This is a genomic window from Pedobacter sp. NJ-S-72 (genome assembly GCF_053890575.1).
This window is the reverse complement of the sequence record NZ_CM132681.1, coordinates 4,454,048-4,470,892: the sequence shown is the minus strand read 5'-3', so window position 1 is coordinate 4,470,892 and position 16,845 is coordinate 4,454,048. Positions and strand designations below refer to the sequence as shown.

Annotated in this window: 20 protein-coding genes, 1 tRNA gene and 2 pseudogenes; 2 read left to right on the top strand and 21 right to left on the bottom strand. The window is 36.4% G+C overall.

Annotation, left to right across the window (positions count from 1 at the left end):
- Nucleotides 1-290: 290 nt before the first annotated feature.
- The 17 genes and pseudogenes from ACWYN3_RS29575 to ACWYN3_RS29495 all read right to left on the bottom strand — a co-directional run bounded on the left by ACWYN3_RS29575 (nucleotide 291) and on the right by ACWYN3_RS29495 (nucleotide 13,030).
- Nucleotides 291-869: a hypothetical protein gene (locus ACWYN3_RS29575; protein WP_456217515.1), complete on the bottom strand. Its 579-nt coding sequence runs from the start codon at nucleotides 867-869 to the stop codon at nucleotides 291-293.
- A gap of 41 nt (nucleotides 870-910) precedes the next feature.
- A complete protein-coding gene (locus ACWYN3_RS29570) occupies nucleotides 911-1,693 on the bottom strand; it encodes a hypothetical protein (RefSeq protein WP_456217514.1) in 783 nt (260 codons plus the stop codon).
- A gap of 92 nt (nucleotides 1,694-1,785) precedes the next feature.
- Nucleotides 1,786-2,241, bottom strand: a complete 456-nt coding sequence (locus ACWYN3_RS29565; RefSeq protein WP_456217513.1) for a hypothetical protein — start codon at nucleotides 2,239-2,241, stop codon at nucleotides 1,786-1,788.
- A 312-nt stretch (nucleotides 2,242-2,553) separates the two neighbouring features.
- Nucleotides 2,554-2,796: a hypothetical protein gene (locus tag ACWYN3_RS29560; RefSeq protein ID WP_456217512.1), complete on the bottom strand. Its 243-nt coding sequence runs from the start codon at nucleotides 2,794-2,796 to the stop codon at nucleotides 2,554-2,556.
- 88 nt (nucleotides 2,797-2,884) lie between these two features.
- A complete protein-coding gene (locus tag ACWYN3_RS29555) occupies nucleotides 2,885-3,916 on the bottom strand; it encodes a hypothetical protein (RefSeq protein ID WP_456217511.1) in 1,032 nt (343 codons plus the stop codon).
- Between the two features lie 487 nt (nucleotides 3,917-4,403).
- Nucleotides 4,404-5,267, bottom strand: coding sequence for a phage integrase SAM-like domain-containing protein (locus tag ACWYN3_RS29550; protein WP_456217510.1), 864 nt, complete (start codon nucleotides 5,265-5,267; stop codon nucleotides 4,404-4,406).
- Between the two features lie 144 nt (nucleotides 5,268-5,411).
- Nucleotides 5,412-5,483: transfer RNA gene (locus tag ACWYN3_RS29545), tRNA-Arg, on the bottom strand.
- Nucleotides 5,484-5,487: 4 nt separating this feature from the next.
- Nucleotides 5,488-7,600, bottom strand: a pseudogene (metG, locus tag ACWYN3_RS29540) (methionine--tRNA ligase).
- 116 nt (nucleotides 7,601-7,716) lie between these two features.
- Nucleotides 7,717-8,397 (bottom strand): hypothetical protein, encoded by a 681-nt coding sequence (locus ACWYN3_RS29535; protein ID WP_456217509.1) that lies wholly within the window; start codon nucleotides 8,395-8,397, stop codon nucleotides 7,717-7,719.
- A 109-nt stretch (nucleotides 8,398-8,506) separates the two neighbouring features.
- Nucleotides 8,507-8,866, bottom strand: coding sequence for a RagB/SusD family nutrient uptake outer membrane protein (locus tag ACWYN3_RS29530; protein WP_456217508.1), 360 nt, complete (start codon nucleotides 8,864-8,866; stop codon nucleotides 8,507-8,509).
- A gap of 23 nt (nucleotides 8,867-8,889) precedes the next feature.
- Nucleotides 8,890-9,816, bottom strand: a complete 927-nt coding sequence (locus ACWYN3_RS29525) for a RagB/SusD family nutrient uptake outer membrane protein (protein WP_456217507.1) — start codon at nucleotides 9,814-9,816, stop codon at nucleotides 8,890-8,892.
- Nucleotides 9,817-9,975: 159 nt separating this feature from the next.
- The gene (locus ACWYN3_RS29520; RefSeq protein WP_456217506.1) at nucleotides 9,976-10,407 is read right to left on the bottom strand and encodes a hypothetical protein; all 432 of its coding nucleotides are present in this window, start codon (nucleotides 10,405-10,407) and stop codon (nucleotides 9,976-9,978) included.
- Nucleotides 10,377-10,922, bottom strand: a complete 546-nt coding sequence (locus ACWYN3_RS29515) for a TonB-dependent receptor domain-containing protein (RefSeq protein WP_456217505.1) — start codon at nucleotides 10,920-10,922, stop codon at nucleotides 10,377-10,379. Before ACWYN3_RS29515 ends, ACWYN3_RS29520 begins: the two co-directional genes overlap by 31 nt.
- A 16-nt stretch (nucleotides 10,923-10,938) precedes the next feature.
- On the bottom strand, nucleotides 10,939-11,457 hold the full coding sequence (locus tag ACWYN3_RS29510; RefSeq protein WP_456217504.1) for a hypothetical protein: 519 nt from the start codon (nucleotides 11,455-11,457) through the stop codon (nucleotides 10,939-10,941).
- Nucleotides 11,436-12,326, bottom strand: a complete 891-nt coding sequence (locus ACWYN3_RS29505; RefSeq protein WP_456217503.1) for a hypothetical protein — start codon at nucleotides 12,324-12,326, stop codon at nucleotides 11,436-11,438. The genes ACWYN3_RS29510 and ACWYN3_RS29505 overlap by 22 nt, the downstream gene beginning before the upstream one ends.
- 27 nt (nucleotides 12,327-12,353) lie before the next feature.
- Nucleotides 12,354-12,401: pseudogene (locus ACWYN3_RS29500) on the bottom strand (hypothetical protein); the annotation flags it as partial.
- Nucleotides 12,389-13,030, bottom strand: coding sequence for a carboxypeptidase-like regulatory domain-containing protein (locus tag ACWYN3_RS29495; protein WP_456217502.1), 642 nt, complete (start codon nucleotides 13,028-13,030; stop codon nucleotides 12,389-12,391). The gene ACWYN3_RS29495 and the pseudogene ACWYN3_RS29500, both read right to left, overlap by 13 nt.
- Before the next feature lie 593 nt (nucleotides 13,031-13,623).
- Between ACWYN3_RS29495 and ACWYN3_RS29490 the strand changes: the two genes are divergently transcribed.
- Complete coding sequence (locus ACWYN3_RS29490) at nucleotides 13,624-14,034, top strand: LD-carboxypeptidase (protein ID WP_456217501.1); 411 nt, start codon at nucleotides 13,624-13,626, stop codon at nucleotides 14,032-14,034.
- On the top strand, nucleotides 14,018-14,527 hold the full coding sequence (locus ACWYN3_RS29485) for a S66 peptidase family protein (protein ID WP_456217500.1): 510 nt from the start codon (nucleotides 14,018-14,020) through the stop codon (nucleotides 14,525-14,527). The genes ACWYN3_RS29490 and ACWYN3_RS29485 overlap by 17 nt, the downstream gene beginning before the upstream one ends.
- A 77-nt stretch (nucleotides 14,528-14,604) precedes the next feature.
- Here ACWYN3_RS29485 and ACWYN3_RS29480 read toward each other — a convergent pair whose 3' ends face one another.
- The 4 genes from ACWYN3_RS29480 to ACWYN3_RS29465 are packed head-to-tail and all read right to left on the bottom strand — an operon-like array spanning nucleotide 14,605 to nucleotide 16,824.
- Nucleotides 14,605-14,904, bottom strand: a complete 300-nt coding sequence (locus ACWYN3_RS29480; RefSeq protein ID WP_456217499.1) for a SusD/RagB family nutrient-binding outer membrane lipoprotein — start codon at nucleotides 14,902-14,904, stop codon at nucleotides 14,605-14,607.
- A gap of 53 nt (nucleotides 14,905-14,957) precedes the next feature.
- Complete coding sequence (locus ACWYN3_RS29475) at nucleotides 14,958-16,085, bottom strand: SusD/RagB family nutrient-binding outer membrane lipoprotein (RefSeq protein ID WP_456217498.1); 1,128 nt, start codon at nucleotides 16,083-16,085, stop codon at nucleotides 14,958-14,960.
- 12 nt (nucleotides 16,086-16,097) lie between these two features.
- Nucleotides 16,098-16,427: a hypothetical protein gene (locus tag ACWYN3_RS29470; protein ID WP_456217497.1), complete on the bottom strand. Its 330-nt coding sequence runs from the start codon at nucleotides 16,425-16,427 to the stop codon at nucleotides 16,098-16,100.
- A gap of 19 nt (nucleotides 16,428-16,446) precedes the next feature.
- Entirely contained in the window at nucleotides 16,447-16,824 is a 378-nt protein-coding gene (locus tag ACWYN3_RS29465) for a hypothetical protein (RefSeq protein ID WP_456217496.1), read from the bottom strand.
- Nucleotides 16,825-16,845: the final 21 nt, after the last annotated feature.

Here is a 16,845-nt window from a genome sequence, read left to right as displayed (position 1 = left end):
AAAAGTTTGATTGTAGGCTTCAGCGACAGTTCGTTTTTATCAATAATTTTCGCTAACATAAATTTTAGAACATCGGTTGTGGCTTCAAAATCATTAGCAAACGCTTCATCTAAATCATGGATAAAGTTAAAGTTAGATTTCTTCTCTGTAAGTTTTTTTTTGCATTTGTAGCTGCAATTATTTTCTTACGGGAGTATCCTATTTTCAGTAATTCTTCTTCACCTAAAACAAAATATGCTTCATAAATGTCTGGATAACACTTCTGTATTTCATTAAGTATAATGTCCCTGTTATCTATTAAATACATTGAAGCTGATTCCTTTGCTTTTTTTTTTTTTGGTATCAATAATACTAATTACTAAATTTTTCATTGAGATACCATTGGGTGCCACTTTGTAATCAGCATCGGCGATTTGATGATAAAACTCTTGGGTAATAATCGGCTTGAAGTAATTATTTTTATAAGCTGCCTTATAATTGTCAGAAGACTGAAATATCATTCTTACACTTTGATCATAGAGAAAGTGATCAACCATAAAATGGTTTTTTGAGCCATCCTTGTTTATAAAATTGGAATACGTGACTAAATTTAAGGCTTCATCCAATGTTTGAATGGCACCTTCATCATTGGTAGATTGCCTCAGAAGCTTAATATCATTATAACTCTGTTCGCATCCATCAAGGAAACTAATACATTGTTCAGGTCTTTTAGCATTAAGTGATTCAGAGAAATTGGTTACCGCATATATTTTGTTAACTCCCTTTCTGAATCGGCCAACGATTTGAATAGCTTCGGATCTTGGATCTATCATTGTATGGTGAGCAAAATGTAGGTTTGTTGCCATTATAACTATTGGGTTAACATCCATTATTATATCAACTGCGGAGTTAAATCTACTGGTAAAGAAATTTATTCTGGCAAACTTACTGTTATTTGTTCATCACAATTGTAGCCCTTTGATCGAAGAGGATACATCTTTTCTCTTGAACAGAATATCTGGCTTTCTGCCTTTATCTGTAAATCCTCAATTACTGAGGTTATGGCACGGATGGAATTTAGAAAAATACAAAGAGTCGCGTCTTTATGCCCCTCTATTAGCTTTTTAAGCGATAGAGATACATTGTTACTTTGGATTATATCTATTTCTTTTCGATAGTCATATGTAGGTTCTATTAATACCTGCTGGAAATTGTTCTCCATAAATCGTGGATCAGTTGGTAAAACAGCAGTAGCTGATATAAATGCTTTCCGATCGAATTTAAAGAAGTCGTCCAATGGCAAAAGAATTTTCTCACGGAACGCAACATCCTTCATTGTTCGATCGCACTCATCAAAAAGCAAAAAGTATTCTTTATAAAGATCTATGTCGAGTATTTCTGCTGCTTCCATGACCTTATAAAAAGATTCTGGAGTTACCATTATTTTCTTAAACACAACTTTATCATTTTTCATGTAGTTTACTATATCCTCTATGTATATACCTTCATATATCCCAAAGAAGCCTTTTGTTCTTTTTCCACGTATTACCGGAACATTAGGCTCCAGTATTATAGAATGTCTTTTTGCATTAAGTTCCATAGATGTGGCACGAATACCAGGAATTACTTTAAAATATATACTGTTTGAGATTAAGGCTTCCATGATATCTTCCATGTAATGGCCTTTTCCAAGTTTGATTTTTACTTGATTCATTATCTATCTGTTTGTCCATCAACAGGATGGTTAAATAATTAAAAATTAGATTAATAGAAAGGAGAGCGAAATGCTCTCCTTTCTGGACTCAACTAGCCCAGTTTTGCCTCTTCATATAGACCTTGCATACTAACATTAACATTATAGGCGCCAAATAAGTAACCAGTAATTAGCTTGCTTAAACCAGTAAAATTTGCAACTCTTAATGTTGTTCCTCCCTTATCGCCATGTTGTTTAATCCAATAGCATTCTTTTCCGTCCGAGTCGGTCATAGGAAAACTAGAAGTATTAAACTTAATTGCATCGGTCATCATTGACAGTAAACCGAAGAAAGACTTAATCTCATTTACTGAAGACCTTCTTATTAGATTCATAAAATCCTTTTTTAGAATAATTCCTTCATCCATATTATCAATGAAAAATGTTTTATCATCTAACATCGTTTTATATTGTTCATTCTGTGTTGTTGCTTCTGCCTTTGCTTTCATGTTTTCTGAAACAATCATATTAAGCATGTCATCGTTTTTTTGAGGAGTCATATTATACATAATTTATTTTTTTTAGGGCAATAGAATCCCTGTACGATCCGTGTCGTGATTTTTTTATTGTTAGAAATTCTTAATTAAGTGAGGAGTTGAAACAACTCCCGATGGATTTTATTATTTAATATTAGTAATCATGAGCCTCTTGCAGTAGATCGTCCAATTCCCGCCACCCCATTTCTATGTCCTCCTGATAGCAGGATAGAAAGAGCAATACGCCAACATGCGCGGGTACAGTTAAACTAATATCTCCATTCGGTAAACTGAAAATACAGTTTATAATTTGTGTATCGTTAGCGTGATCTTTTTGGATCTTAATCAGATGATTAATTGGGTAGCTTTTGGAAGAGAATTCGAACATTTTACCGAGATGTAATAAACTCTCTTCGTTTTTAGTGTATCGATATATTTAAGAAATTCATCTTTAGTAAAGAAACCAAATGTCTTTCCATCAGTAAAGAACGATTTTATTTCTGCAATTGTTCCATTAATAGTACGATGAGATACTTGCTCGTTTTGATCTGCTTCGGAGACCGTCTGTTCTTTTAACATATTTATCATTTTATAAAAATTTATTATTTAATGAACTATGAGCTTAACCGGTATTACTCTTTGTTCACTGCAAATAAACCACAATGATTTCGAACGTTTATTCAAAAAAGGCAGACAGGTATGGTTCGAAAATGTTTGAATCCTTTGGAGCGAAAGAAGCTATATGTTTAAATGGCTTTTTAAACTGTTTAATTACTTGATTGATTATTCTATCATTTTGATTATTTAAATCTCCTTCCCATTTATTTTCAAGATTTGGGAGTGGTAATAACACTGGTCTTTGCCCAGTAGTGCAAAGAATAAAATAGATTAAACGAGCTTCATTGGAATTAGGGTGATCTGAAACCGTTGAATCGGGTTTGGATTTAAAAATTTTATTCTCTCGAATATAAACAAGCAAGGTTGATCTAAGATGTTCTTGTGCAGCCTCTTTGGAATTGGCTTTAACATAATCATCAAGTTTAGATATTACCGTCTCTAAATCCGAATATCGTATTGTCCTTTTATTTAGCTTACTCTGGAGAACCTCGTTTATTATAGGTAAATAGATATCTAACATTCGATTCTTATAATGGGTTACTAAAACCTTCATCAAGTCATCAGGCTGATTGTTAGTCAAAACAATCTTCTTCTTTTTTAGCGAACCTATTTGAGAGTAAAAGGCCAATTCTATTCTGCCTATATCCTTAGACTGTAGATGGGAAACTAATTTAAGGAGAAATTGAAGCTTCTCCCGGATATAACTGTAACGAATCAAATGTTCTTTAAAAAGTTGCTCCTCTAGTGTGATTGATTGTTGAGCGGAATAGATTAAATTGTGGTAATGTATTAAATCTATATTCTGTTTTTTCAATTTTATTATCTGGTTGTGAAAGTTACTAAGCTCAATTAGATCCTCAATTTTAATGTCCATTTTAAACTGATCCATCATAAACGAATTATCATCATCTAGGTTTAGATATAGAGTCTCTCCATTATCAAGAATATTCTGTTCTCTGTTGTACGCCTCAAACTCTGCAATTTTGTGAAATTTGCGAATTAATCTTAGGTCGACTATTAGTTCAAATTCATTAGTGTTCTTGCCTTTGCAAAAGGCATGGTCTAGGATTGCATTTGGGTTATTAGGCATATATCTGAATGTTGATCTTATATTACAAAAATAACATTTTGCTTAAAAGAAGAGCGGAGGATTAAACTCCGCCTTATTTGTCTATGTTACATCTTATCCATTACCGTTTTTAGAATTTGCGCGTGCTCATCATTACTCTTCCGTAGGTATCTTAAAAACGCAGATTCAGTCTTATGAGTCGTAATCGCCATTATTGTATTATTCGGCACTAGTCCATATAAGTTAGTAGCAAAAGATCTTCTTGCAGTATGCGTGCTTACAAGCTCCCATTTTTCGACTTCAACAACCTTCTTTTTACCGTTTAAAAATTGGACTTTAGTTTCGGGAGAATCTATTCTCGCCATTTTACATATCACCTTTAATTGCCTATTCATATACTGATTAGCATATCCATTAGGTATTTCTTTATTATACTTTTCAAATATATTGCCGACAATCTTATTAATAGGAATTACTGCTGTAGAACTTGTTTTGCTCGTCTTTATTCTTATAAATCCTTCTTGAATGTGGCCTCCCTCCTTTTAAGTCTGTTAAAGTCACTGAACCTTAAACCTGTCCATGCACCTATAAGAAACAAATCTCTGATACGATCTAACTCTATCCTCCGTGACAAGTCCAGATCATAAATCAATTTCAACTCTTCTTTATTCAAATATATTGTTTCGGATAAGTATGCAGGCTTCCTAAAGTCTCTATGCTTGTAGAAGGTACTGCTGTGTAATCCTTCTTCCTCTGCTTTTCTCAACCATGTCTTAAGTACTTTAATATGCTTGCCAATGGTACTTGGGTTATAATTTTTATTAGCATTGCACCAATCGGTAAACCGGAAATACCAATCTATATTAATATCCTTAAAATCGAAAAGCCCTTCATCTTTTGCGAAGACCTTTAAAAGCCGAAGCGTGGTAGTATATGTTTTAAGTGTGTTAGCGCTTGTAAGATTAGTTTCATTATTTGTGACTAATTGTTTTTTGGGAGCATATTGATAGCTGAACCAATCGATGAAATCAAAGAAATTCCGTTTAACTGGCACAGACGTCCTACTGAATTTAATGTCAAGGATGTTCTTAAGCTCTATTACCTCCGGTAAACGTTGGCTATGCTCTTTTTGATAATTCTCCAATTCAGAGAATATAACCTCTGCAATACTCCTTAAATTCGAATTAAGAATATCTGCCTGTTGGTACTCCTTTACCTTTCTTGCCTTTTGACTAATTACATCCCAGAATTTAGGAAGGATCTTTTTACCACTAGAATAAACAAGTTTTCGACCGTCGTATCTAACGATTACATTAATGGGTGTCTCAGTTTCTGAGTTTGGTTTTCTAAGATTGAAGTTAATCTCTGCCATGTTACGATTATTTGAACCAGTGACAACTCATATTTGGTTGTCGGTTTGGTTGTCGGTCTATCGCTGTTATATGGAAAAGTGTAAAACACAAACAGCCTCCACGATCTGTAAAGGCTGTTTGTGATGCTTAAAATGTTATTAAAGTGGTCCCGACGAGAATCGAACTCATATCTAAAGTTTAGGAAACTTCTATTCTATCCGTTGAACTACGGGACCTGTACTACCTGACTACGCTTCCATTCGCATGGTTTTGTAAAGGCGACACAAAAGTAAGTTTTCCATCCGAATTTTCAGACATTAAAATCATTCCCTGAGATAATATTCCTTTGATTTCTCTTGGAGCAAGATTAACCAGTAAGCTAACCTGCTGACCAATTACCTCTTCAGGAGTAAAATACTCTGCAATCCCTGAAACAACAGTACGTTCATCTAACCCCGTATCTAACGTCAGTTTCAGTAATTTCTTAGTTTTCTCAACTTTCTCAGCGGCAATTATCGTTGCCACACGGATATCCACCGCGCTAAACTGTTCGAAATCTATATTTTCTTTAGCAGGAGTAACAACAACGTTAGCCGCTATATTATCCACCTTACTTTGATTTAACTTATCAATCTGAGCCTGAACCTCAGCATCTTCTACCTTTTCAAATAACAAAGCCGTTTCATTTATTACTGATGATCTGGCTGTAATAAAGTCATTTTACCGGCATCTCCCCATAAATGACCTTCATGGTTCAGCATACCTCTTAATTTATCAGCGGTAAATGGTAAAAATGGTTCTATTAAAATTTCCAGACTGGCAACAATCTGCAAACTGATATTTAAGATCGTTCTTACCCTGTTCTCATCAGTTTTAATAACTTTCCATGGTTCAGTCTCCGCCAGGTACTTATTCCCTAAACGCGCCACATTCATCACTTCTGTTAAAGCCTCTCTGAATCTGTAAGTCTCTATAGAAGTGCTGATTTTTGCAGGATATAAAGCAAGCTCATCAATTACCTGCTGATCTTGCTCATTTAACTCCATTAGCGCAGGCACCTTGCCACCAAAATACTTATGCGTTAATACAACCACCCTATTGATAAAGTTCCCTAATACAGCAACTAATTCGTTATTATTTCTTGCCTGAAAATCTTTCCAGGTAAAATCATTATCCTTAGTCTCTGGCGCAGTTGCGGTCAAAACATAACGCAACACGTCCTGTTTATCTTTAAATTCAAGCAGGTACTCATTTAACCATACCGCCCAATTTTTAGAAGTAGAAATTTTCTGTCCTTCTAAATTTAAAAACTCATTAGCAGGGACATTATCAGCCAGGATATAATCACCATGAGCCATTAACATCGCCGGAAAAATAATACAGTGGAATACTATATTATCTTTTCCTATAAAATGAACCAGTTTCGTCGTATCATCTTTCCAGTAATCTTCCCAGCTTCCTTGTACTACACCATCCTTATTCAGATAATATTCATCTGCTTTAGGATTTGCACCTTCTGCACCCGCAAAGCGGAACAATTCTTTAGTTGCGGAAATATAACCGATTGGTGCATCAAACCAAACATATAAGACCTTACCCTCAGCATCCTTTACAGGAACCTTTACGCCCCAGTCCAGATCCCTGGTCATAGCTCTTGGCTGTAAACCAGCATTCAGCCAGCTTTGGCACACTGACCGGAAACGTTCGGTTTCCACTCTTTGTGCCCTTCAATATAAGTTCTTAATTGTTCTTCGTATTTCTCTAGTGGCAGAAACCAGTTTTTAGTCTCTCTCCTGACAGGAGGTTCGCCAGATAACGTTGACTTTGGATTAATCAGATCAGTTGCATTCAATGTACTTCCGCAATTCTCACACTGATCTCCATAAGCATGCTCATTACCACATTTCGGACACGTTCCGGTGATGTAACGGTCAGCAAGGAAAGTCTGAGCTTTCACGTCATAATACTGCTCTGTTACTTCCTCAGTAAAAATACCTTTATCATAAAGAGTTTTGAAGAAATCAGAAGCCGTTTCATGATGCATTTCAGAAGAGGTACGGTGATAGATATCAAAAGATACACCGAACTCTTTAAAAGAATCACCTATAATTTTATGATATTTATCAACTACAACTTGCGGAGTAACGCCTTCTTTTTTAGCCTTTAATGTAATGGGTACACCATTTTCATCAGAACCGCAAATAAATTTAACGTCTTTTTTATTCGAACGAAGGTAGCGCACATAAGTATCAGCAGGCAAATAAACACCAGCTAAATGCCCAATGTGTACCGGACCATTCGTATAGGGTAATGCCGCCGTAACGGTATATCTTTTTATTTTACTGTTATCCAAAACTATTTTTATTATTTGCTCAAAGATAAGAGTTTTACGGCTGATTATGTAACCACCAGCCCTAAAAAGACAGACGAAACTGAACTCATTTCAAAGCAGAGAACCAGCCTTAAAGACTATAGCCCATTATAATAAGTAACAAGTTTTGCCAGATCTGCATCATTCTTTAGATTTAGCTTGTTAGCAGAGATAAAAGTATCCAATTCTGCTTCTTTTCCAGTCAGCACCTTCAATACTGACTTTTTGTCTTTTGAAATAAAGACTATATTACTGCTTTGAGTAAATAAATAATAGGTAGAAGAAGCGACCACTGTTTTATCAACGCTAGCTGAGTTGAGTATATTCTCTGGAAGGAATTGATTGATTGTTTTAATTGTCTTTTTAAGGAGTTTTACCTTTCCATCAACCAAAACCTCATAAAAACCCCTTACCGTATTAGATTTAACTGCCGGAAACCCACTTCTGAATAAGGTGCTATCTTTAACATCTCCATATGGGGCTAACTTAAATTGCTTTACATTATCAGCAGCCATAGCCACGCCATCTTTCCCTTTAAAAATCACATCATCATTAATTTCGTCATATTTCAGACTAACATTTTCATATGCTTTAGCATCTGTCAGGACAATGCTACCCAAAACCCAGTCATCATTTAAATAAGGCGAACCTGTTACATTTGCATAGATATTGCCAAGTATTGGTCTTCCACTAACATCCGACATATACATATTTTGTGCACTGGACCTCAGACTAGTCAAAAAAAACATCATAAAACATAATAGAAGAATCTTTTTCATTTTATCGATTTATATAGAGTTAAATATAGCAAAGAATTTAAAAAAATGGGCCAGCTCTCTTAAAGAAAACCAGCCCATTTTTTTTATTTAAGATATAACCTCTGAAACCTTAGTTATAACCAGGGTTCTGAGAAATATTCGGATTATTATTAGTTTCTGTCTGAGGGATCGGACCAATCCTTCTAAAGTCAGTATAAGGGATATTCATAGCAGCCGTAGGGAATACATTTGATCTTTTGATATCTCTTCTCAAGCGGTTAAGCGTATGTAGTCTGTCACCTTCAAATGCCAGTTCTTTTCTACGCTCAGTTATGATATCATCTAATAACTGTGATCCGGCTGATGCATAAATAAGACCAGGGTCTCTCTCAGACACCAGCTTATTCAGGTAAGTTAAAGCTAAAGGCTCATTACTGGCTCCTTTGGCTGCCTCTGCCGCAATTAAATAAACATCAGATACTCTGATCACTTTTTTATCATCCCTGTCATCAGTTACAGATTTAAATTTCGTAACGATATAAGCCGGATTCTCTGCGTTAGTTCTTGCACAGCCTTAATAAGAGATCTTCTCACATCCGTTGCACGATATAAATTATAAAGTTCCGGAGCGCACAACAAATCACCATATCCATCCTGACTGTACATATAAGCAAGCTCGTCAGTCCCCAGGTTCAAAACATTGTCTGAAACAACTTCAAACAAGGTCTCATTTTTAGTCGCTGTCTGCGGTGCTGTTGCCGCCCAGTAATTAACAACATTAGCCGAAACTAACAGATTAAAGCCGCTATTTTTAATTACATCCTCAGCATATGTTAAAGCTGTCGGATAATCTCCTTTAAATAACGCCACCTTAGCTTCCAGACCACGCGCAGCATATTTAGAAAAATATCCACTACCTCTGTACGCAACAGCCAAAGTATATGATTTTTCCAGGTCTGAAAGTATTTGTGTATAAACCTCACTAACGGTATTACGCTTAGGTTTTAACGATGCATCGAATTTAAGCACAAGAGGAACACACTCACCGGTAGGGCTGTCAGTATATGGTTTTGCAAAAAATTGAGCCAGCTGAAAATAACATAATGCTCTTACCGCATAAGCCTCACCTTTATACTGATCTGTAGTTACACTTTGTGCCAGAGGAGAATTAATTATATTATTCGCCTTTAAAATTGTGGCATACATATTTGCCCACATATCACGGTATTCTGTAGCAGCCAGTGTCCAGGTATAAGCGCCAAAAGTCAGGTATCTACCTGAATTTCTCGCTGATACAAACACATTATCTGCTGCCAGGTCTCCGATTACCGGCATATTTCTGCCAAAACCATTTGTAGCAGTAGCAGCAGATGCCGCTCCCCCAAAAGAGACAAGTGCCGACCTGAGAGAAGAATAGGTGCCATTTAGGGCTGCAAGCATATCCTTTTCGGAAGTGATCGCGTCTTCAACACTTAAACTGGTATATGGTTTTTGATCAAGGAAGCTTTTTTTGCAGGAGTTTAATGTCCCCAGTACAATGAACCCAGTCAGTATGATTGAAATTCTTATATATATTTTTCATTTTTATTATCATTTAAATTAGAAACCTACATTTACTCCAAAAGCAATTGTTTTTGGCATATAAACTGTAAAATTTGTTGAACTGGTTGCAAAAGACTCAGGATCATAAGGTAGATTTTTATCTCTTACCCAAGTATACAAGTTTGATGCTCTTGCATAAACTTTAATGCTTGAAACTTTAAGGGATGTCAACACAGACTTAGGCAGGTCATAGGCCAGAGTCACATCTCTTAACCTAATATAATCTCCTTTATACAAAAACCTTGTAGATGTTGCATTAGAACTATTGGAGTTATTATAAACATATTTAGGAACATTAGTAATATCTCCAGCTTTTTGCCATCTGTCCATTTGTGCAGCAACTCTGTTAAACGTCGCATTCGCACCGTCCGATTGCGTATAGGCAGCCCATGCATCTCTTATGTAGTTACCATAGCTAAAATACAGCATTGCATCCAGACTGAATCCTTTATATTTAAATTTAAATCGTTAGTTAAAAAACTTCCAAACCCTTTAGGATCTGCCTGTTTTCCAGTATTTACCTGCTGTGCAGAACCATAATTACTTGTCGTTGCAGTTTTGCTGGCATCGGTATACCATAATGGGTTACCATTTGCCGGGTCTACACCTGCCCACTCTCTCATAAACCAGGTTGTCACGTTAGAACCAATATCTCTTACTGTTACAGTTGAAATTGCTCTGGTTGCACCACCCGACAATTCAAGTAATGTATTCTTATTGAAAGCAATATTGAATGACACATCCCATTTAAAGTCACCTGCAACAACTGGTGTTCCGGTAATACCAATCTCGACCCCTCTGTTTCTCATTGATCCGACATTATTACTGAAAGAGGCGAAACCAGATGTCAGTGACAAAGGGTCATCTAATAATAATTTTTCAGATTTCCTTGAATAATAATCCACATTCAGTGCCAGTCTGTTTTTGAAAAATGCAAGATCCACACCAATATCAAATGGTTTATTTACTTCCCATGTTAATCTGGTTTCCTACCTGCGACGGAGCACTTCCTCCAAGACCACTATAATTATAACTACCACCGAATCCATATAATGCTCTCCAATCATAGTTACCAATACCGGCATTCCCGTTTGTACCATAAGACGTTCTGATCTTAACCTGGTCAATCCATTTGTATTGTTTAATAAATTCTTCCTGATCCATATTCCAGCTTGCACCTACAGACCAGAAATTACCATAAGCATGATTCGAACTAAATCTTGAAGAACCATCTCTTCTGAAACTCGCTTGTAAAACATATTTGTTTTTATAAGAGATATCTCCAATAGCCAGCATCGAAGCAAAAGTATAATCTTCGTTAGAACCATTCGCAGTATTTAATACTGAACCTGCAGAAGGAACATTCAGATCAATATTAGCCGGTAAACCCGTAGTTATTGCAGTAAGCGTATAACGACTCGATTTTTGAGCTTCATATCCAGCCCTAACATTTGCTACTAAAGAATGATCGGCCAGCACGTTGCTGAGTAATTCAATAAGTTGGTTGCTACCCAGTTAAAATATCTTGTATAATATCTGGCCGACTGACCTGCTGTATTTCTTCCATCTCCGTATGTCGGGTTCCAATAAGAATCCTCTTCAAGAGCATTGTAATCTATACCAATCTTTGAAGTAAATTTCAGGTTTGGAAGAATTTTATAGGCAAGATCGACTCCCCCAATTCCTTTAAGAGCGCTATACTTATTTTTATCCAGCTCAAGAACTGTCAGAGGATTAAATATCGCTCCGGGAGTAAAGTCCGTTGGTGAATTATTAACACTTCCATCAGCATTACGCGGACTTTGATAAGGGTTCAAAAAATAGGCTGCCAATACAGGGTTTCTGAATGCTCCACCAGCTGACGGACCAGTTTGACCTGAATTAGATACATTTAAATTAATACCAAAAGACAATCTGTCATTGTATTTATGTCTGACATTCACACTCCCTGAATAACGGTTAAACTCAGAACCAATTACTGTACCTTCCTGCTTGAAATAGCCCCCTGATATATTAAATTGAGTTTGTTCAGTTCCACCATTTGCAGAAATATTATATTGTTGCTGTTTACCCGTTTGTGTTACCAAACCAAGCCAATCTGTATTAACCCCCTGCCTTGAAGCTCCCACAATCGTGTTATCATAATAATTATATGCTGCATTAAGATCAGGGATAACTGTTGAACTTACTTTTCCCGCATTAACTAACCCCTCTGCTGTCAATTCTCTTAACTGAGTAGCATTAAGCGGCGTGTTTACCCCACTCAGAAAGGCAGATTTCGCTATTCCGTACTCCGCATCAACTCTGATTTTGGTTTTACCTGCTTTACCTGTTTTTGTTGTGATCAAAATTACACCATTAGCAGCCCTGGAACCATAAATTGATGCAGCTGAAGCATCTTTCAGGACAGTTAAACTTTCAATATCGTTAGGATTAAGTCCGGCAAGCGTATTACTAGTAGTCGTATTACGAGCAATACCCCAATATTTACAGGAACCCCATCAATTACATACAAAGGCTGATTACTTGCATTCACAGAACTCGTACCACGAATACGCACATCCTGGCTTGATCCCGGTTGTCCATTTCCTGAAACAGACATTACCCCTGCAACACGCCCCTGTAAAGCCTTATCTATAGAAACCAATGGCGTTGCCTCAAGATCCTTAGCCCTTACGATCCCAATAGAACCCGTCTGAGTTTTTTTTGTCTGTTCACTACCATAAGCACCAGTAATAACGACATCCTGTAAAGATTGAACATCACTTTCTAAAGTAATATTAACCACGTCTGAATTTGCGTTTCTGGTATGTGAAATATACCCTAAAGATGAAAAGATCAATTCAACAGACCCTTTAGGCACACTTATTGAATATTTACCTGCTGCACCCGTAAGTGAGCCGGTTTTGGTTCCTTTTACCCTTACGCTCACGCCGGGTATTGGCAACCCATCTTCTTTTCCGGTAACAGTACCGGTAATGGTTCGCTGCTGAGCCATTGCTGAAATTGCAAATAGCATCAATACGAATAAACTTTGTAGAAGTTTTTTCATAAATTCTTTGGTTTTTAGTTTAGTTAATAATCCAATATAGACGATTTAGCAATAAAAAAAAAACAGCAGAAAATGAACAGAAAACACTTTATGACACAATAATGACTCAATTATTAAACACCTGCACAATAAATAGTTAAGAAGCAAAATTAAGTAAATAAAGAAACTTTTTTTACCATAACAAAATCAAATTTTAATAATTAAAACAATTAACAACAATAATACATTAATTAAGTAATCTTTAGTTACCTAAATACATCACTCATTAATTACTCCTCTTTAGTCAGAATACCAGAGAAAAATGAAAACATATATTAATCCTCATTATCGGGAAATATGAATCACAAAGGACATTTCTAATAAATTTTATTGTATTTAAAACAAAGCCACTCACGAGTGTAATTCAAAACGACGAATTATAACCAAAAAGAAAATAAAAAAGCAACTCTAAAGCAATAAATGAATATATAAAAAGCGGATTTTAAGCATAATTCCACTAAATAACACCCTATAAATAACGTAACAAATAGTTTACTTATATTACGGCAATTCAAGCCAATTTATATTCTTTTCCGCCGATTAAGACTTTATCTATGAATATACAACCGCCATATCTAAAAAAGGGAGACAAGGTCGCTATTGTCTGCCCGGCAAATAAATTAAAGAAATCCATCGCTCCCGCAATTACCATATTAGAAAGCTGGGGACTCCTGGTCATAACTGGTAAAACGATTACAGGTAACCATTTTAATTTTGCAGGAGACGATCAGCTCAGAGCGGCCGATATGCAAACATTTCTGGATGACAATAGTATAAAAGCCATCATCGCTGGCAGAGGAGGCTATGGAGGCATCCGGATTATTGACCAACTGAATTTCAATGCTTTTAATAAAAGTCCTAAATGGATTGCCGGATTCAGCGACACACACAACAACATTCCTGTCACATATCGAGGCTGCACTTCATGCCCAAAGTATTCATGGACAAATGTTAGCTTCTTTTGAAAACGCAAGTCCACTATCAATAGAAACTTTAAGAAAAGCTCTGTTTGGAGAAGAACTCAAATATACTTATACCAGTACTTTTCCAAACCGAAAAGGTCAGGCAGAGGGAGTTTTAATCGGAGGCAACCTGTCATTGCTGATCGCACTGCAGGGTTCAGTTTCTGAAATGGACTATACTAACAAGATTTTATTTATAGAGGACGTAGGAGAACAAGAATATGCCATTGACAGAATGCTGCGCATGCTCAAACGCAGTGGAAAATTAACCCATCTAAAGGGATTAATTGTTGGAGCCTTTAATAATATTGAACCAGATGAGATTCCTTTTGGACAAACGCCAGAAGAGCTGATCCTTGAAATTGTTAAGGAATATGATTATCCTGTCTGTTTTAATTTCCCGGTAGGGCATATTCCAGATAACAGGGCATTGGTTGTTGGAAGCACAGCTATCCTGGATGTCAATAGTCATGAAGTAACGCTATCCTATAAATAAGACTTAGAAAAATTACAAGCATAAAAAAAGAGGCCATCTAACGATGGCCTCTTTTTTTATGCTTGTATCAAATTGTTTTACTTTTTAGCCCACCAAACTGGAGTAAAAATATCTACGTTACCCGGAAAGTTCGCATTATAAATAGCTTCACTATTTGGATAAATCATTCTTTCTGGTCTTTTTGTAGCACCCTGGCCTGCAGCTGCAACAGAAATCACAAGGAAATCAGGATACCCTGTTCTGCGATACTCTGTCCACGCTTCAAATCCCTGGAACCCACACATTGCATAATATTTTTGCGTAATGATTGCTTTAATCTTAGCTTCAGGTGTAGCGGCCGCAGCTAAAGCTAACGGACCATCCTTAGCAGCAGTCATATACGTCGATATAGCAGCAGCATCAGTAACTCCTGTCGCAGCAAAACTCTCAGTTAGTTACCTTTTGCATAAAGAGCATTAATATCACCAGAACCCCATCCTCTTGCTACCGCCTCTGCCTGAAGGAAATAACTCTCAGAAGAAGAGAACAACTTAACAGGAGCCAATGCCGAAGCAGCAGCTCTTGGATTTGCACCTACCAAAGAAGCTGGAAGTGAAGTAGGTTTACCTGGAAATATATTATAGCTACCCTGAGCAATAGAAGTGATATCCGTGCCAGTACCAATTGGACTATAAAATTTAAGACGTCTTGGGTCATTATTTGCCTTAAACTGATCTACAGCAGTTGAACTCGCTGCAAGATTTTGCGTTCTGCCTAATCCAACCATTTCATTATAAAGTGGATTATCATTACCACTAACAGAAGAATATTTAAGAGTTACATCCTGAGTAAGAAAAGTAGCGCCGGAAGCATATAACGCTGCAATACCAGCCTGAGCTTTAGCAGGGTTAACTTTTGACAATCTTAAATAAGCTTTCAGTTTTAAAGTATTCGCGAAAGCTTTCCACTTTGCAATGTCACCTTGAAAAAATAAATCCTGAGCGCCAGGGCTTGTAGATCCAGTCACACTAAATAAAGCAATACCTTTATCAATATAATTGAAAACACTATCATAAACAACTTCCTGAGTTGCGTACTTAGGTTTTACATTATCCGCATGTAAAGCGTCCGCTAACGGAATATCACCCCACGCGTCAGTACCCACCTGAAAAGTATAAGCTTTCATCAGATAAGACATCCCTTTCAGGTACTCCAAATTAGACCCTTTATTATCAATAATTAACTGAAAATTAATCAGTGCCTTACTATATAAATTAGCCCATGGCCTGTCTGAATCTGTATTTACTGGAGAGTATAAGTCAATATTTTTATACTGACCAGAACTTGTGTTTTGCGTCCAATACTGTGCCCACATTCCACCATAAATCTGAAGGTTATTACCTACAACCTGACTTATTGCTGCTTGTGCAGTAGGAAACAGTAAGTTCGGATCTACAACATTAGGATTATTAGGATTCTGATTAATGTCTAAGAATTTTTTGCAACCAGATAAACCTATCAGGCCTACAAAAACAAGAAGGATTAACTTCTTAGGGTTATATATATTTTTTTTTCTCATTATGAGTAATATTTAGAATGAAACTTTTAGATTAATACCGTAATTTCTTACAGAAGGCTGCGCAGTAAAGTCGAAACCTTGTGCATTACCAGCACCCGAAGAGTTAATTTCCGGATCTGCATATTTATTCTCTTTAGCTGTCCACATGAATAAATTGTTACCATAAAGTCCTACTGCTAATGCACCGAATGGAGTACGTCTTAACTGATCTTTAGTAAAGGAATAAGAAAGACTTGCCGAACGTAATTTAACATAAGAAGCATCAACGATATTATTACTAGGAGCTACGTTAGCCTGATTAGTATAATAGTCTTGTTTATTATAAGTCACAGTGCTGTTCACTACGCTATTACCTGTATTATCAATATATAAACTGAATAGGCCAGATTGCAGTCATCCTGTCACCACCTGTTATAGCAGAACTACCCGCAAAACCTAAGATATCTTTAGTTCTTGAGAAGAATTTACCGCCTTGTTTAGTATCAAAAAGAACTGCCAATGATAATTGTTTGTACTTGAAAGTAGTACCAAATGAAGCTTGGTAATCAGGATTATAACTACCCAAATATTGTGCAGTAGTCGTTTTAACCGGCATACCAGTAGCAGCATTTACAATTGTTCTGCCTTGGGCATCAGTTTGATTTGCTACACCGTAGAACTCACCATAAGGTCTGCCAACTGCAGCAACAATACTCATCCCGCTGTAACCACCAAGACTAATCTGATCAACACCAGGCATTAAAGAAATTACCTTACTGAC

Bases quoted from the DNA above. Each gene is read 5' to 3' on its own strand.
- ACWYN3_RS29520 (WP_456217506.1), bottom strand. From the start codon at position 10,407: ATGCTGTATTTTAGCTATGGTAACTACATAAGAGATGCATGGGCTGCC.
- ACWYN3_RS29550 (WP_456217510.1), bottom strand. From the start codon at position 5,267: ATGGCAGAGATTAACTTCAATCTTAGAAAACCAAACTCAGAAACTGAG.
- ACWYN3_RS29570 (WP_456217514.1), bottom strand. From the start codon at position 1,693: ATGAATCAAGTAAAAATCAAACTTGGAAAAGGCCATTACATGGAAGAT.
- ACWYN3_RS29560 (WP_456217512.1), bottom strand. From the start codon at position 2,796: ATGATAAATATGTTAAAAGAACAGACGGTCTCCGAAGCAGATCAAAAC.
- ACWYN3_RS29485 (WP_456217500.1), top strand. From the start codon at position 14,018: ATGTTAGCTTCTTTTGAAAACGCAAGTCCACTATCAATAGAAACTTTA.
- ACWYN3_RS29555 (WP_456217511.1), bottom strand. From the start codon at position 3,916: ATGCCTAATAACCCAAATGCAATCCTAGACCATGCCTTTTGCAAAGGC.
- ACWYN3_RS29565 (WP_456217513.1), bottom strand. From the start codon at position 2,241: ATGTATAATATGACTCCTCAAAAAAACGATGACATGCTTAATATGATT.
- ACWYN3_RS29525 (WP_456217507.1), bottom strand. From the start codon at position 9,816: ATGCTTGCAGCCCTAAATGGCACCTATTCTTCTCTCAGGTCGGCACTT.
- ACWYN3_RS29475 (WP_456217498.1), bottom strand. From the start codon at position 16,085: ATGAGAAAAAAAAATATATATAACCCTAAGAAGTTAATCCTTCTTGTT.
- ACWYN3_RS29465 (WP_456217496.1), bottom strand. From the start codon at position 16,824: ATGCCTGGTGTTGATCAGATTAGTCTTGGTGGTTACAGCGGGATGAGT.
- ACWYN3_RS29490 (WP_456217501.1), top strand. From the start codon at position 13,624: ATGAATATACAACCGCCATATCTAAAAAAGGGAGACAAGGTCGCTATT.
- ACWYN3_RS29575 (WP_456217515.1), bottom strand. From the start codon at position 869: ATGGATGTTAACCCAATAGTTATAATGGCAACAAACCTACATTTTGCT.
- ACWYN3_RS29535 (WP_456217509.1), bottom strand. From the start codon at position 8,397: ATGAAAAAGATTCTTCTATTATGTTTTATGATGTTTTTTTTGACTAGT.
- ACWYN3_RS29495 (WP_456217502.1), bottom strand. From the start codon at position 13,030: ATGAAAAAACTTCTACAAAGTTTATTCGTATTGATGCTATTTGCAATT.
- ACWYN3_RS29480 (WP_456217499.1), bottom strand. From the start codon at position 14,904: ATGACTGCTGCTAAGGATGGTCCGTTAGCTTTAGCTGCGGCCGCTACA.